The following is a 16,426-nucleotide window of genomic DNA, read 5'->3' as shown; positions in this document are numbered from 1 at the left end:
AATTGTATACATCCTTAACCAGCACTTCAGTTACTTACAGTTATTTTTTATATGTAATTGTCTCAGGGAAGGTTTTCTCCAATGGCTTTAAATATATATAGTCCCTGACATTAAAGTCATACTTGATCAATTTGTTTTGAATGGACCATTTTGCCACACTGTCCAGTTGATCCACATCCTGTTGACTGAGTCTGATGTCAAAAATGGTGTCCTTCAATACCCTGGCAATATTTTCCACAGGTATTTTAAAGTTATCCTTAACAATATTGGCTGCTTCCTCCGGATTGGCATTGATAATGGCAACTGCCTCCTTTAAAGCCTTAAGCAGCCTTTGTATGCCCTCATCATTTTTATCCAGGTATGGCTTTTTAAGCATCAGAAAACCCTGTGGTGCAAAACCGATCAGAGTGTAATCTCCCAGACTTTTCCCTCCCAATTCTTCAACCTGCCCGCTTATATCAGCACCTGCCCATATGGCATCGGCATCTCCCGACTTTACAAGTGCAAGCCCCTCGGCAGTACTGCTGATAAACAGCGGATTCACGGATTTGGGATCAATTCCGTATTTATCATAGGTTTGCGCCCAGACATATTCATTTACAGTTCCCTTTTGAACTACCACCGATTTGCCGGACAAATCCTGGATTTTTTTTATACTGCCTTTAAGTGCGTACAATTTTGAAGCACCCAGTTTGTTTCCTGCGATAAAAGAAATAAACTGCAATTCACTTGCTCCGCCCAGCCTGCTTACAGCGGCAAAATCCATAGCTTCGCCTATATCCGCCTGGTCAAGCTGTACAGCATTAATAGTATCTATTCCATACGCATAGGTCTGAAAATCTGCTTCAATATTGTATTTTTCAAGTATGCCTTTGTTTTTTGCAACCCAAAAGGGATAGGCAAAAGTTCCGGAATCCACCGCAATGTTTATTTTGAAAGCTGCAGCATCTCCGGAACCGGATTCTTTTCCTGCCGCCGGGATTGCTGCCGGCCCGGAAGCCCCGGTTTCAGAAACCGTCACAGGGCTGCTGCCCCCTCCGCATCCGGTCATCCCCACAAGCATAAGGCCTGTAATTATTAATGCTGCTGCAAAAGTTTTAAACCTTTTATCCATATTTTTTTCTCCCATCTACGCTTACCTGCGTACTCAAACAGTCTTCGCTGTCCGTTTTCCCCTGATTTCCGGGTAAAAAACAAAGGACAATCACAGTATTTTACTGAAATTATCCTTTAGTTTCTCTAATCAGATATTCATTATTTAAATGGTGTATCCTGCCGGATTTGTTTTATTTATCAGGCTACAGATATTTTTTTATTGCTTCCACCCGGTCAAGTCTTTCCCATGGCAAATCTATATCGGTCCTTCCAAAATGCCCATAGGCTGCTGTCTGCCTGTATATTGGCCTTCTCAGCTCCAGTGCCTCAATTATTGCCGCGGGTCTTAAGTCGAATTCCTTTTTTATGATATCTACGATTTTTTCGTCCGGTATTTTACCTGTGCCAAAGGTTTCAACTGCAACCGAAACCGGTCTTGCCACACCGATTGCATACGCCACCTCTATTTCCAACCTGTCGGCAACCCCGGCAGCCACCAGATTTTTGGCAACCCATCTTGCAGCATAGGCAGCCGATCTGTCCACCTTTGTAGGGTCTTTGCCCGAGAAAGCTCCGCCTCCGTGTCTCCCCACTCCGCCATAGGTATCTACAATTATTTTTCTGCCTGTCAGCCCTGCATCACCTTGAGGTCCTCCAATAACAAATCTTCCTGTAGGATTTACAAAATATCTGGTTTTATCATCCAGCAATTCTGCCGGCAGTACTTCCTTTATCACATATTTGACAATGTCCTTCCTTATCTGCTCCAAAGTCACCTCCTCAGCATGCTGGGATGAAATGACCACCGTATCAATCCTTTTGGCATTTCCATCCTGGTCAAATTCCACTGTAACCTGTGATTTGCCGTCAGGTTTCAGATATTTGAGAGTACCGTTCTTTCTTACTTCGGTCAACCTTCTGGAAAGACGGTGTGCAAAGGAAATTGTTACAGGAAGATAATCCTCCGTCTCATTGGTTGCGTACCCGAACATCATGCCCTGATCCCCGGCTCCCGTTCCAAAGTCTTCCTGAGACCCGCCTACCTTCGATTCATAAGCTTTGTCCACACCAAGGGCAATGTCTGCAGACTGTTCATCTATAGATGTCAGAACAGCTATTGAATCTGCGTCAAAACCGTCGGCATTTTTTGTGTAGCCAATCTCTCTGATTGTATTTCTTATTATTTTGGGAATATCAACATAAGCCTTTGTTGATATTTCTCCCACTACCAAAGCAAGCCCTGTGGCAACAGTTGTTTCAGCAGCCACTCTTGAATATGGGTCTTGCTCAATCAATGCATCCAGTATGGCATCTGATATCTGATCGCATATTTTATCCGGATGTCCTTCAGTTACTGATTCTGATGTAAATAATCTGGCCATAAAATTGATCTCCTTTTGATAATATTGATAGCACAGACTCTATAAGACCGTGCCTGATTTTTAATATATACTATTCCGATATGTTTATTTTAATTGTATATAATCCTCATTTCAATGGAGTATATTTTGAAAAATGGTAGACTAAATTTGGATTTATATTTACAGGTTTCTTTTAATTATATTTTTCACAAGGATAGCAAGCTGGTGCAGGTTCTCCTTGAGCAGGTACGCACAGCAACTGTTTTTCATGGCATATTTTATGCTTTCAGGGGATACATCCTCGGAAACTATTATGAAAGGGGTTTTGGGTGCCAGCTCATTTCTGGTCAGCAAAGCTTGGATGGCATTAAAGTGGGGTGTTGAATTGTCAGAGAGAATAATATCATACTGCTTGGAGCAAAGTGCCTGTCTCATGGCATCTTCGCTGCATACATATTTACTGTCCACCTCAAAGCCGCCTCTTTTCAGCTCCAGAACATTCAAATCTGCTATGTATTTGAATTCTTCTATTATCAAAACATTTATTTTTTGCATATTATCTCCCATCTGCGCGCATAGCGCGTACACAAATAGTAATGAAAGAACACGTAGTGGCTTTCGCTGCGTGAAATCCACTCTGACTTACCACATGTATCTTTCACGCTAACCTCCTGAGCCATATTGTGCTTTTTTCAACAGGCAATTTATTACAGGTATTTCCATTAATAAATTATAAATTTTCTCATTTACACTGACAACAAGAGTAAATTTAGATTTTGACTGTCTTTATTTGGATATTCCCAACCGAAAATATAGGTTTTAGCTGTTACCCACTACTAGTTCACTTATTAAACTCATATTTTTAGTATGTTTTTCAATTGACAAAATATTGTTAAAATTGTATATTATACATATATTTATAGTATGTATTTGAGTGTACTCGGGAGTGATTACTATTTTTAATAAAGAGGATTCCTATTACAAGAACCCACATAAAGCCGACCTTCAGGAAATAGCCGACAGGCTGGAGGTTTCCAACCATGAGCTTCAGGCCTTTAATTACACCATATCCCATGAGATTAAGGCACCTGTCCGGGCTATAGACGGCTATGCAAGAATTTTTATTGAAGACTATAAAAATTCAGTTTCCATTGAGGGCATTGAGCTTATTCAAAACATACGGGACATATGCAGTGATACATTAATTCTTATAAACAAGCTTTTGGACTATACAAAATTCACGGATTTTGAGCCTGTTCTGGAAGCACTGGATGTGAAGGAGCTTGCAAAAACCGTTTTTGATGAACTGGTAATAGGATATTCCCAAAAGCAAAGAATCATTCTGCAGCTAGAAGAGGACATCCCCTTCATCCTGGCCGATAAGATTCTGATGAAACAGGTGTTTGCAAATATCCTGTCAAATTCCCTGAAGTTCACCAGAAATGTTGATACCGGTATAATTTGCATTGGTTACCGCTTTGAAAACAATGAGGGCTATTTCTACATAAAGGACAACGGCGTAGGATTTGATATGAAGTTTTCCGAAAACCTGTTTGGCATGTTTCAGCGCATGCACTCCTTGAACGATTTTGAAGGCAGCGGTGTGGGACTTGCAATTGTTAAAAAAATCATAGAAAAATTCGGCGGCCGTGTCTGGATAACAGGTGAGGTTGGAAAAGGCGCCTGCGTGTATTTTACCATCAGCCGTGAGAATATCCTGGTGTAAGCGGTGTAATATTAAGCTATTTGGGAAACGAGGTGATTTTTAATGCACAAGACTTTGATTGTGGATGACAGGGACATTTTCCTGATTGAAATGGAGCGGTTAAAAGTCTGGGGGGAGCTTTCAGGGTTTGAAATTGCCGGAAAAGCCAATAACGGCAGTCAGGCTATAGATCTGCTCAGAAAGAATACCTACGATCTGGTGCTGACCGATATCAGAATGCCCATTATGGACGGACTGCAGCTTTTAAGGGAAATCAAGCGGGACAGATTGTCCCCCTGTGTTGTGTTAATCAGTGAATACAGCGAATTTAACTATGCCAGGCAAGGCATAGTACTGGGTGCATTTGATTATCTGGTCAAGCCGGCCAATGAAGAGAGCATACTTGAGCTTCTGGGCAGGGCTAAAAAGTTTTTATACAAAAACCAGGAACAAAGCTCCAAAAGCTTTGATTCCAACAGCGGACCGGAATGGGCTTACCCGGCGGCGGAGGAAAAAAGCATAATCACCCACATAAAGAATAAGGACTTCTCGGCAGTGCAGATGTTCGCAACTACAGTTGAAAATCTGTATCAGGCTTTGCGGGACAATATTATAAAAGCTGATATTATTATAAAAAAGCTGTATCACAATATAGTGACGGCAATTTATGAAGAATATAAATGGCTTGGCAATTTTACGGCAATAAGTTTCTTTGAAGAAATTGATTTCCTGCATGAAGGAAATACCGACGCCTTCAAGGAATTCTACCTGAGAAAGTTAAATTTCCTCATAAAATTCATATTAAAGTTTCAGCCCGATACTCAGGATGAAAACATCCGTAATATATGCGACTACATATTGAATAATCCCGAACAGGATTTAAAGCTGAAAGTGATTTCCGATAAATTTTTCATCAACAATACATATTTGAGCAATTCCTTCCCGGCAAAGACCGGCATTCATTTCAACGATTATGTGACTATGGTGAAAATGGCCCGGGCCGAGTTCCTTTTTAAAAATACCTCTTTAAAAACCTATGAAATAGGCTTTCAGATAGGTTACAGGGATTTAAACTACTTCATGAAGCAGTTTAAAAGGATAAATGGAAAGAGCCCCTCAGAATTCAGGAATTCCGAGTATTCCGACTATCAGATTTAGCTTCGGTAATTGACTTGTACAGCTAGTATTCATGTGCTATTATAAAGTCAATTACTATGGATTTAAAAGCCGGAGCCGGAGGGGTTATGTCTAATAAACTTAAATTAAGAATAAATAAAGAAGTTCTTGTGTATGTTTTAACAATTATTTTATCAGTTATTCTGCTTATTGTGGGAAATCGTATCACGACCAAAAATCTCAATATACTCAGCGGAGCCGAGGGTGTCAAGGCTGAAAAGGCCAAGGTTGTTGAAATATTAAGCTCAAAAAAGGTGGAATATGATCTGGGAGGGGACAATCCTGAAACAGGCAAGGATATAATTTTTTCGGCCAAAGTACTGTCAGGCGCTCTAAAGGGCAGTGAAATCAAGGCACTTCAGACCATTGATCCCTTTACCGGGGCATCCCTTAAGGAAGTTGAGCCCGGTGACAAGGTAATACTGTATAATCTTGATAATGAGGATTCGGAATATGACTGGGTTTTGGGAGAATATCTGAGAACTGACATTCTTATGGTACTCGGAGCGGTATTTCTGATTTTTCTGGTCATATTCGGGCGCTTTAAAGGCTTTAACACTATTGTTTCACTTGCCTTTACCTGCGTTGCAATATTTGCCGTATTCATTCCGGCGGTGCTGCAAGGCTTCAATATTTATTTCTGGTCAATTATAACCTGTATTTTCATAATTACCATGTCTTTTCTCATAATATACGGAGCAAACAGAAAAAGCCTGTCGGCAGGCATAGGCTGCCTTGCAGGTATTCTGGTATCAGGCTTTCTTACTCTTATAATGGACAGGCTGCTGAAGCTGACAGGTCTTGTAAGCGAAGAATCTCTATATGTCATACGTGTAAATCCTACTCATCCCATTGACCTTCGGGCCATTATTTTTGCCGCCATACTCATTGGAGCAATCGGAGCCATTATGGATGTATCCATGTCAATTTCCGCTGCTCTTGCGGAATTCAAGGAAAAGCTGGAATACACGCCATTTTCACTTATAATCAAATCCGGAATGGCCATTGGCCGTGACATTATGGGAACTATGGCAAACACTCTGATACTGGCCTACATAGGCAGCTCATTATCGGTGGTTCTGCTGCTGGTATCCTATAACAGCTCTATTTTGGAGCTTATGAACAAGGAAATGATAGTTGTGGAGATATTACAATCCCTGGTGGGCTCCTTTGGTATTCTGGTAACCATCCCTATCACCTCCCTTATCTGCGCCTACCTGTTTTCAGAGAAGGTAACGGGTCAAAAACCATACAAGGCTCCTGCGGCTGATGATTTTTCCGATGAATACACCGACGGCTGGAAATAATTTTATATAATCAAAGCACTCTTTTGTGTACAAGCTAAGCAGGACTACAAATTCGGAGGCTATATATGTTTATTCCCCAAAGAGTGATTTTTGAGACAGGCTCCCTTGATTATCCCCTTGGCCGGCAGCTTTATTCAAGATTTAAAGCTGAAAAGCTGCCTGTGCTGGAAAGCTCTCTCAATAAAATCAAAAGCAACATTCCCGGAGATACTCCCGCCCAGTTGTATCAAAGCGGAAAAGCCACTCTGGTGGTGGGCGTAAAAAAAAGCCTGAGCTTTCAAAGCTGCAAGCCCTCGGCCCATTTTCAGCTTCCGCTTGTAAGCGGCTGCACCGGACAGTGTGAATACTGCTACCTCAATACACAGTTGGGTGATAAGCCCTTTATACGGCTTTTTGTAAATCTTGAGGATATATTCAGGCAGGCAGACAAGTATACCTCCCAAAGACTTCCTGACACCACCATCTTTGAAGGTGCGGCCACCTCCGATCCTGTTCCGGCGGAGCCCTATACCGGAGCCTTGAAAGCCGCAATCTCCCACTTCGCAGCTCAGGAAAATGCCCGTTTCAGATTTGTTACCAAATTTACGGATATAGACGGCCTGCTGGGGCTGGAACACAAAAAACATACTGAGATAAGGTTCAGTCTCAATACCCAGACCATCATAAAGGCCTACGAGCACAAAACCGCATCCGCAAAAAAGCGGCTTGAAGCCAGTGCAAGGTTATATACCGCCGGATACCCCATGGGCTTTATAATTGCTCCCGTATTTATTTATGACGGCTGGCAAGAGGAATACAGAGAGCTGCTTTTGGAACTGCGCCAGGCATTTCCTGCTTCTGCCTCCCGACCCATAACCTTCGAGGTCATATCTCACAGGTATACAACAAAGGCCAGGAACAAAATCGCGGAAATCTTTCCTCAAACAACACTTGACATGGACAATGAAAAAAGACAGTTCAAATACGGGCAATTCGGCTACGGAAAGTATTTATACCCCGGCGAAACCCTGAGCATGGTCAAGGAATTTTTCCAGAGAGAGATAAGCCGGATATTTGAAAACGGCGAAATAAAATATATAATCTGACTCCCTTTCTCAAGTCCGCTCGTCAAGCTTATCCTTTCGGCTAATGGTCTCCCGGTCGTCTGCTGCCGTGCTTTCACCCCTATGGCCCATAGGGCTGTCAATATTTTCTGTCCGGATACCATCCTTTTGAAACAGAGCCTCAAGTTCAAGCTGGTTTCTGGCCTTTATTTCTTCTGCCTTAACCATGGCATCCGCCCTGATCTGCTCTTTTTTCAGCTTGTACTTGAATACCTCCTGCATTGAAACATATGTAAATGAAAAAAAGCCGATAACTCCCACAACAATGGCTATAACCGTATTTTGATCCATGCCCGTCTCCTTGTGCTAAACGCTTTATTTTAAAACAGAAAAGTCTGCCTGTTAAAAGTCAATCTGTTACAGGTGCAACTGCCGCCTTGATAAATTCAATGAGCTCCCCCGGCTTCAGCTCCACCTGTAAGCCTATTTTGCCTGCACTGAAAATAATGGAGTCAATGGTCTCACAGGAATTGTCTATAACGGTTCTGTAATCCTTTTTCATTCCTATTGGGGAACAGCCTCCCCTTATATAACCTGTTACCTTGTTTATCTCATCCATTCTTATCATTTCCACCGACTTCTCTCCTACCGACTTTGCAGCAGCCTTGAGATTCAGCTCCTTGGCTACAGGTATTACAAAAATAAAAAAGTTCTTACTGGCTCCCCTTGTTACAAGGGTCTTATAAACCTTTTCCACAGGTTGTCCTATTTTAGCTGCAACGGTAACACCATCAACAGCGCCTCCCTTGCTTTCATAGGTATAGGTATTATAATCCATGTGTGCGCTGTCCAGTATCCTCATAACATTTGTCTTTTGAACCTGCATTCCCTAACCCTCCTGCTTTGGAAATCTGAAGTGCCCTATTATCCTGCCGCTTCTGCTCCACTTAAGCAGTACGTTTTCCTCCTCCACAGCTACCGTACTGGAATTGTGTATTATATACGGCACCCCGTCCTTACGTCTTTTGTCCGATACTACGGCAACATGCTCGGTCTTGTTCAACACTACTATATCACCGGGCTGCCACTGGTACAAGTTCTTTTTATCATAGGGCCTGACTTCCCTGGTCAGACTGGTGGCGTATTTTTCAAAAAAAACTATCTGGTTTTTAACACGCCGGAAATCAATATTTGGATCGGGTATCTTTACACCGTTGGTATAATCTTTTGTATGCTCAAGAATATCTCTGTCCATGTTCAGCTTCAGATTATAGCCGGCATTTTTCAAAGCCCTCCAGATTACATCGGTACAAACTCCCTCCCATTCAGGCGGATATCCCCCCTCATAATATGTACTCTGGTATTTTGTCTGATTCAGGACCTCCATTCTGGCCCCCTGAACAATATCGTCCATATCGCAAATGCCGTCACTGTCCATATCGCCTTCACACACTATCTTTTCAACTGTAACCTTTCCCTTCAAAAAGAAAAAAGCGTCCAGATAAACAATTCTATTATAGCTGAGTAAAGCTATAAATCCCAATGTTAATACTATTGACGCTATAATTATGTTTTTTTTCATACAAACCTCATTTACAGCCATGGGTATTTAACATCACTGGAATAAAAATTCCGGTATCCTTTTCAGGATAGTCCGTATATATTTTTCTCTATACATGTTTTCGCCCTCTCGGCAGTTTTGGAGTCGGACTTCAGAGAATTCTCAAGGAACTCCGGATGCTCCAAAAGGAATGTTCTCATGGTCTCCGTGGGCTCCTCAAGGTAGTTCATCAGCATTTTGTGCTGTTCGCGTGTAATATGTGCCTCTTCCAGCGCTCCGTCAAATAATTCCTTGTCTACATTCATCAGGGCATGGGACTCGACACCTGCACCATTGAGCCTTTCTGCTCCCCCCTGAAGTCTGTCTATGACTACCAGACTGTATTTCAGATTGCCATTCAGGGCCGCAATGGCAGGTATCCATGCTCTGGTATAGCTGGAGGCCTCTGTTATGATGTCGGCAATATGAAGAACATTTGCATTTTTAAGGTCCTTGACCTCCGATGATATCCCGTTCTGGAACAAAACAGCGGTTAAGTCCTTGAATATGGTTATATGCGGTATCTTCAGCATATCGGCAATTATCAGTGAAAAAAACCAGTCTCTTCTTTCTCCGCCTGATATGTAGCTGATATTCTGCATATTAAAATTACTTCTAATATACTCGCACATGGATAAAATTAGACCTCTGAATATCTCGTCGGTTTCAAAATTTTTGCGGGTGAGCTCCAAAACTATTTCAGAGCATTCCAGCTTATTTTCCTTGCAGACATCTATAACCTTGAGTAAGCCATTGGCCTTTTCTTCACTGCCGTACAAGAAATGCGTGTTGATATAGTAGGGCCCGATTTTGGACGAGGTGTACCAGAAGGGTCTGTTTTCAGGACATACCCTTACAGCGTCGGTTCTAAAAAGCCATGTGACAAGTTTGTTCTTTTCCATATTTATTTCCATGCCTCCCATTTTGCACAAAACCCCATGAAAGTTACGGCATGGAATCGGTGCCACATTTTTATATGTTTCAAATTTTCTTTCAACCTTGCCTCCGTATATAATAAATGCTATTTCAGCTTATTTTGCTTTCGCTTTTCTTCCATGAAGTTCTGCCACCATTCCTGATTTGCAATGGTGCTCAATTCAAAGTCCAGATGCTCGGTGTCCCCCTCCATCAGAACTTCAAATTCATCCTTTTTATCCTCATAATCAACCACGGTAACCGAAGTGTTATCGTGCCAGAATATGTTTTTCAGATTTTCCAGCTTATGTCCATAGAACCTGCAGAGGAGTGTGCGTATTGCAGCACCGTGTGTAACAATACATATGTTTTTCCCCAGGTTGCTGCTTATAATATGTTTTACCTCCCCCAGGAGCCTTTCATAAAATTCAGCAACACTTTCCCCGTTTGGCATCTTGTGCAGATGCGGCTCTTCTTCCCAAATCCGGTTTTCTTCCGGGTATAAAACCGGCAACTGGTCAAAGGGCATGTCTTCCCAATCCCCGCCGTTTATTTCCCTGAGTTTATCTGTCCTCACTATTGGAAGCTGCTTCCGGTCTGCTATATACTGAGCTGTTTGCAAGGTCCGGGTCAAGCTGCTGGAATAAATTATGTCAACAGGTATTGTATCCATTCTTTCGGCTACCCTTTGTGCCTGCCTGTGTCCCTTTTCAGTAATGCTGCTGTCAAACCAGCCGTGAAAACGCCTGTTGATATTGCCCTCTGCCTCAGCATGCCTAACTAATATAAGTCTGGTTACCATTTAATCCTCCAATAATTAATAATTCCTTCGGTTTTAATTATACCAAACTTTTGAATATTTATTAATACCATAACAGGCGATGCCCGATTATTCCTGTTGAATATACCAATATATATGAATATCAGTTAAGCTCCAAAGCTCCGGTCAGCTCCTTCAGGCTGTTTAAGCCGTAATTCTCCATATAGTCCTTCAGTCCCTGAAGAATCTCAACAGGCACTGTGGGATTGACAAAGTTGGCAGTCCCAACCATAACAGCCGTTGCACCTGCCAGCAAGAACTCTATGGCATCATCACTGTTTGATATTCCTCCCATGCCAATGACCGGTATTTTTACCGCATTTGCCGCTTCATAAACCATTCTGACAGCTACAGGCTTCACAGCCGGCCCTGACAGACCTCCGAAATTGTTTGCAAGTATCGGTCTTCTTCTATGGATATCAATAGCCATGCCAAGCAATGTATTTATAAGCGAAATACCATCCGCTCCCGCAGCTTCAGCAGCTCTGGCCATGATTTTTATATCTCCCACGTTGGGCGACAGCTTTACAATCAATGGCTGCCTGCAATATTTCTTTACCTCCGAGGTTATTTCCTCAATAAGCCTTGGATCGGTGCCAAAAGCCATACCTCCCGCTTTTACATTGGGGCAGGATACATTCAGCTCTAAAGCAGCAACCTCGGAATCCCCCAATATTTCTGCCATTTTGCAGTACTCCTCAATGGTATTGCCTGATATATTGGCTATAATCCTGGTATTATACTTTTTTAAAAAGGGAAGGTCATGTTCCTTGAAGGCCTCAACTCCAGGATTTTGCAAACCCACACTGTTGAGGATGCCCCCGGGAGTTTCCGCTATTCTCGGAGGAGGATTTCCCGCCCTTTCCTTTAAGGTGAGTCCCTTGACCGATATGCCTCCAAGGGCGTTGAGATCGACATATTCACCATATTCGCGGCCAAAGCCGTATGTGCCTGACGCCATGATGACAGGGTTGTTAAAAGTTATTCCTGCAATATTTACGCTCAAATCAATATTGTTTGACATATTACACTCCAATCTGCGTGCCAAACGCATCGATGTTTACACTGAATGCTATCATAGCAATTAGTCCCAGCAAACTTCCGTGCTCCAGAACACAGGCCCGTCTTTGCAGACATGGCTGAAGCCCTGCCCGTCCTCTCCCTTTTTGGTCTTGCAGGCGCACACCAGACAGGCGCCTATGCCGCAGCCCATCCTCTGTTCCATGGAAACCTGGCAGGGTATGCCGTGCTTTTCTGCTATGGCCGCCACCCTGCGCATCATGATTGCAGGGCCGCAAGTATAGACTATATCGGGCTTTTGCTCAAGCAACCGCTGTTCCAGCAGCTCGGTGACAAAAGCCTGCCTTCCGTAGGTGCCGTCATCAGTAGTTATTTCCACATGCCGTGCCGCGGCCCTGAACCTGTCTTCCAGCACCACCGCCGCTTTTGTCCTGAAACCCAGGAGAGCCGTTTTTTCCCCGGCCCCGCTGCTGTTCAGCAGGTACAACAGCGGGAAGGTGCCTATTCCACCGCCTACCACAAATATGTTTTTGTGTTTGGGGTCCAGGGTGAAGCCCCTTCCCAGCGGGGCCATCATATCCACTTCACCTGAGCACATACAGCTAAGTCTTCCGGTTCCGCTGCCCTTTACCTGAAAAACAATATCAAAGGTATTGTTTTTCCTGTCTACATCACAGATGCTGATAGGCCTTCTGAGCAGGACATCAATATCCCCGCACTTTATATTTACAAATTGACCGGGTACTGCATTTGCAGCAACATATTCCGACCTGATGGTCATCTTGTACACATCACCGCTCAACTGCTGCATTTGAGTAATCTGCTCCTTGAGAACTTTTTTCATTTTAATCTCCCATCTACGAGCATAGCGCGTACACAAATAGTAATGAAAGACACGCAGTGGCTTTCGCTGCGTGAAATCCACTTTGACTTACCATATGTATCTTTCACGCTATTATCGCTCCTAATATATGAATCAGCCATTACAAGTCAATTACCATCGGCTGTAAGCCGATAGTTTGGGTTTGTGACTAAAGTCTCCTGAAGTACAGACTCTTTAAAACCCAAACCGTTGAAGCCTTTAAATAAAATGCCTAAAAGCATATATTCGCCTGGAAGCGAAGGCTTCAACCGTAATTGACTTTATGCCTACTTGAATATGTCCAGGTTCAGAACCTCCAGCTCCCCTTCGGTCTTGCCCAGCTTCAGGCACTTGATTACCGCCAGTGCGGTGTCCAGTGAAGTCAGGCAGGGGATTGACATCTCAACAGCCTTTCTTCTGATTTTGAAACCGTCCCTGTCAGGCTTCCTTCCTTTGGTGGGGGTATTGATAATCATTCCCAGCTTTCCTGACTGTATAAGGTCGAGGATGTTTGGCGAACCCTCGTCCAGCTTCTTTACGGCATTTGTTGCTATACCGTTGTGATTCAGCATGTGGGCGGTTTTGCCTGTGGCATAGAGGGTAAAGCCCAGTTTTTCAAACTCCTCGGCTATATGCACCAGTTCAGGCTTGTCCGTATCCCTCACGGTCATCAGTATCCCGTCACCTTTTTGCGGCAGCCTGATACCCGATGCAATGATACCCTTGTACAACGCTTCCGGGAAGTTATCGGCAATACCCAGGACTTCACCGGTGGATTTCATTTCAGGTCCGAGGCTGATATCCACATCGTGAAGCTTTTCAAAGGAGAATACAGGCACCTTTACCGATACATATTCGGGCTCCTTATACAAACCTGTTCCAAACTTGAAATCGCTGAGTTTCATGCCCATCATGCACTTGGTTGCCAGATTGACCATGGGTATGCCTGTGACCTTGCTGATGTAAGGAACCGTACGGCTTGATCTGGGGTTGACTTCTATTACATACACTTCATTGTTGTAAACAACGTACTGGATATTTACAAGTCCCACAACCTTCAGGGCCTTAGCCAGTCTTTCGGTGTAATCCACAATTACCTTTTTTATCTTGTCGCCCACCGTCTGGGTAGGATATACCGAGATACTGTCCCCGGAGTGAACTCCGGCTCTTTCAAGGTGCTCCATTATGCCCGGAATCAAAATGTTTTCCCCGTCGCATATGGCATCAACCTCAATTTCCTTGCCCATCATATATTTATCTACAAGTATGGGATGTTCCTGAACGGTTCTGTTTATGATTTCCATAAACTCAGCCACATCCTTGTCATTATAGGCTATTTCCATGCCCTGCCCCCCAAGTACATAGGAAGGTCTTACCAAAACCGGATAGCCAAGCTCATTTGCCGCCTCAAGGGCTTCTTTCAGGGTAAAGATGGTCTTTCCCCGGGGCCTTGGTATTCCTGTCTTTTCAAGTATTTCATCAAACTTTTCCCTGTCTTCGGCAGCATCCACACTTTCAGGCTCTGTTCCGAATATTTTCACTCCCATTTCATCCAGAGCCTTTGTCAGCTTGATGGCGGTCTGCCCGCCGAACTGTACGATAGCCCCTTTTGGGTTTTCAGCTTCCACAATGTTTTCTACATCTTCCGGAGTAAGCGGCTCGAAATAGAGCTTATCGGCTGTGTCAAAGTCAGTGCTTACTGTTTCGGGGTTGTTGTTTGCAATAATTGTTTCATAGCCCATTTCTTTAAGCGCCCATACAGAGTGAACCGAACAGTAGTCAAATTCTATACCCTGACCGATTCTTATAGGGCCGGAGCCCAGAACCAGGACCTTTTCCCTTTCAGACTGCTTCACCTCTGAAAAGTCATCATAGGTTGAGTAATAATAAGGTGTTGCCGCTTCAAATTCCGCGGCGCAGGTATCGACCATCTTATAGGCCGCCGTTATCCCCTGCTGCTTTCTGAGAGCGGTTATCTGCTCTCTGGCTGCTCCTGTAAGTTTTGCTATTATCCTGTCTGTAAAGCCCATTTTCTTGGCCTTTTTGAGAATTTCCCTTGTCAACTGGTCAGGTGTCAAAGTCTTCAGCTTTTCCTCCATCAAAACCAGTTCTTTTATTTTGCAAAGAAAGAAGTAATCTATCCTGGTTATTTCATATATTTCTTCCAGTGTAACCGAGCGGCGTATTGCTTCTGCTATTACAAAGATTCTTTCGTCATTTATATCTGAAAGCTTTCTGACGAGCTCGTTTCCTTCAAGTCTTTTATAGACGTCCTGTTCCAGTGTGAAGATTCCCAGTTCCAGGGAACGTATGGCCTTCATAAGTGCCGCCTCAAAGGAGCTGCTGATGGACATTACCTCACCTGTTGCCTTCATCTGGGTGCCCAGCGTCCTCTTTGCCTTGACAAATTTGTCAAAGGGCCACTTTGGTATCTTCACTACTACGTAATCCAGAGTGGGTTCAAAGCAGGCATAGGTCTTTCCGGTTACTGCATTTTTTATCTCGTCCAGTCCATAGCCTATTGCAATCTTTGATGCCACTTTTGCAATAGGATAGCCGGTAGCCTTTGAGGCCAGGGCCGAGGAGCGGCTTACCCTTGGATTTACCTCGATAACCGCATACTCAAAGCTTGTAGGATGCAGTGCGTACTGTACATTGCAGCCCCCCTGTATTCCCAGGGCTGAAATTATTTTCAGTGCGGAGGTGCGAAGCATCTGATATTCCTTGTCTGCAAGAGTCTGTGAAGGGGCCACCACTATGCTGTCACCCGTATGTACTCCCACAGGGTCTATATTTTCCATATTGCATACGGTAATTACATTTCCCTTGCTGTCACGCATTACTTCATACTCGATTTCCTTCCAGCCGGAAATACATTTTTCTATAAGCACCTGATGAACACGGCTGAGTCTCAGGCCATGCCCTCCAATTTCCCTCAGCTCCTCTTCGTTGTTTACTATTCCTCCCCCTGTACCTCCCAGGGTGTAGGCAGGCCTTACTATAACCGGGTAATCTATTTCCTTTGCAAAGGCCACAGCATCCTCAATTGTAGTGACAACCTTGCTGGCAATACAGGGCTCCCCTATGCGCTCCATGGTATCCTTGAAGTCCTGCCTGTCCTCGGCCATTTTTATGGCTTCGGTGGCAGTTCCCAGAAGCTTTACCCCCTGCTCTTCCAGAAAGCCTGATTCAGCCAGTTCCATTGCCAGATTAAGCCCGGTCTGTCCTCCAAGAGTGGGAAGGATGCTGTCAGGTTTTTCAGCCCTGATTATATTCTTTACTACCTCAGCCTTGAGAGGTTCAATGTATACTTTATCTGCTATATTTGTATCCGTCATAATTGTTGCAGGGTTGCTGTTGACAAGTACGACTTCTATACCTTCTTCCTTAAGGGCCTGACAGGCCTGCGTGCCTGCATAGTCAAATTCGGCGGCCTGTCCTATTATAATCGGTCCGGACCCGATAACCAATACCTTGTGAATATCATTGCGTCTTGGCATTCTATTCTCCCATCTGCCGCTT

General features: G+C 43.7%; 15 protein-coding genes. 4 read left to right on the top strand and 11 right to left on the bottom strand.

The features are described 5' to 3' along the window. Positions 1–40: 40 nt before the first annotated feature. The 3 genes from CLHUN_RS14075 to CLHUN_RS14065 form a co-directional block, all read right to left on the bottom strand. Entirely contained in the window at positions 41–1,114 is a 1,074-nt protein-coding gene (locus CLHUN_RS14075; protein ID WP_165755760.1) for an ABC transporter substrate-binding protein, read from the bottom strand. Positions 1,115–1,298: 184 nt separating this feature from the next. Next, positions 1,299–2,477 (bottom strand): methionine adenosyltransferase, encoded by a 1,179-nt coding sequence (gene metK, locus CLHUN_RS14070; RefSeq protein ID WP_080065269.1) that lies wholly within the window; start codon positions 2,475–2,477, stop codon positions 1,299–1,301. A 159-nt stretch (positions 2,478–2,636) separates the two neighbouring features. Then, positions 2,637–3,011 carry a response regulator gene (locus CLHUN_RS14065; protein WP_080065268.1) on the bottom strand — a complete coding sequence of 125 codons (375 nt, stop codon included), beginning with the start codon at positions 3,009–3,011 and terminating at the stop codon, positions 2,637–2,639. Positions 3,012–3,402: 391 nt separating this feature from the next. On the opposite strand from CLHUN_RS14065, the gene CLHUN_RS14060 reads away from it, so the two are divergent. The 4 genes from CLHUN_RS14060 (at position 3,403) to splB (ending at position 7,729) form a co-directional block, all read left to right on the top strand. After that, positions 3,403–4,182, top strand: a complete 780-nt coding sequence (locus CLHUN_RS14060; protein WP_117387063.1) for a sensor histidine kinase — start codon at positions 3,403–3,405, stop codon at positions 4,180–4,182. A gap of 42 nt (positions 4,183–4,224) precedes the next feature. Further along, positions 4,225–5,319 carry a response regulator transcription factor gene (locus CLHUN_RS14055; RefSeq protein WP_080065267.1) on the top strand — a complete coding sequence of 365 codons (1,095 nt, stop codon included), beginning with the start codon at positions 4,225–4,227 and terminating at the stop codon, positions 5,317–5,319. Between the two features lie 86 nt (positions 5,320–5,405). After that, positions 5,406–6,644, top strand: coding sequence for a YibE/F family protein (locus tag CLHUN_RS14050; RefSeq protein WP_117387062.1), 1,239 nt, complete (start codon positions 5,406–5,408; stop codon positions 6,642–6,644). A gap of 65 nt (positions 6,645–6,709) precedes the next feature. Then, a complete protein-coding gene (gene splB, locus CLHUN_RS14045; RefSeq protein ID WP_080065265.1) occupies positions 6,710–7,729 on the top strand; it encodes a spore photoproduct lyase in 1,020 nt (339 codons plus the stop codon). A gap of 9 nt (positions 7,730–7,738) precedes the next feature. Here the strand turns inward: splB and CLHUN_RS14040 are convergent, their stop codons facing one another. The 8 genes from CLHUN_RS14040 to carB all read right to left on the bottom strand — a co-directional run bounded on the left by CLHUN_RS14040 (position 7,739) and on the right by carB (position 16,404). Then, positions 7,739–8,038: a hypothetical protein gene (locus CLHUN_RS14040; protein ID WP_080065264.1), complete on the bottom strand. Its 300-nt coding sequence runs from the start codon at positions 8,036–8,038 to the stop codon at positions 7,739–7,741. A gap of 58 nt (positions 8,039–8,096) precedes the next feature. Further along, complete coding sequence (gene ybaK, locus CLHUN_RS14035) at positions 8,097–8,573, bottom strand: Cys-tRNA(Pro) deacylase (RefSeq protein WP_080065263.1); 477 nt, start codon at positions 8,571–8,573, stop codon at positions 8,097–8,099. A gap of 3 nt (positions 8,574–8,576) precedes the next feature. Further along, the gene (locus CLHUN_RS14030) at positions 8,577–9,269 is read right to left on the bottom strand and encodes a DUF1287 domain-containing protein (protein WP_080065262.1); all 693 of its coding nucleotides are present in this window, start codon (positions 9,267–9,269) and stop codon (positions 8,577–8,579) included. Positions 9,270–9,331: 62 nt separating this feature from the next. Further along, a complete protein-coding gene (locus tag CLHUN_RS14025; protein ID WP_080065327.1) occupies positions 9,332–10,189 on the bottom strand; it encodes an orotate phosphoribosyltransferase in 858 nt (285 codons plus the stop codon). Between the two features lie 119 nt (positions 10,190–10,308). Next, positions 10,309–11,004 carry a histidine phosphatase family protein gene (locus CLHUN_RS14020; protein WP_080065261.1) on the bottom strand — a complete coding sequence of 232 codons (696 nt, stop codon included), beginning with the start codon at positions 11,002–11,004 and terminating at the stop codon, positions 10,309–10,311. Between the two features lie 121 nt (positions 11,005–11,125). Next, on the bottom strand, positions 11,126–12,046 hold the full coding sequence (locus CLHUN_RS14015; RefSeq protein ID WP_080065260.1) for a dihydroorotate dehydrogenase: 921 nt from the start codon (positions 12,044–12,046) through the stop codon (positions 11,126–11,128). Between the two features lie 60 nt (positions 12,047–12,106). Continuing rightward, on the bottom strand, positions 12,107–12,886 hold the full coding sequence (locus CLHUN_RS14010) for a dihydroorotate dehydrogenase electron transfer subunit (protein WP_080065259.1): 780 nt from the start codon (positions 12,884–12,886) through the stop codon (positions 12,107–12,109). 305 nt (positions 12,887–13,191) lie between these two features. Beyond that, positions 13,192–16,404, bottom strand: a complete 3,213-nt coding sequence (gene carB, locus CLHUN_RS14005; protein ID WP_080065258.1) for a carbamoyl-phosphate synthase large subunit — start codon at positions 16,402–16,404, stop codon at positions 13,192–13,194. Positions 16,405–16,426: the final 22 nt, after the last annotated feature.

It is taken from the genome of Ruminiclostridium hungatei (genome assembly GCF_002051585.1).
Lineage (GTDB): Bacteria > Bacillota > Clostridia > Acetivibrionales > DSM-1351 > Ruminiclostridium > Ruminiclostridium hungatei.
Note: the sequence above shows the minus strand (reverse complement) of the source record. Positions and strands in the feature narration are given on the sequence as shown.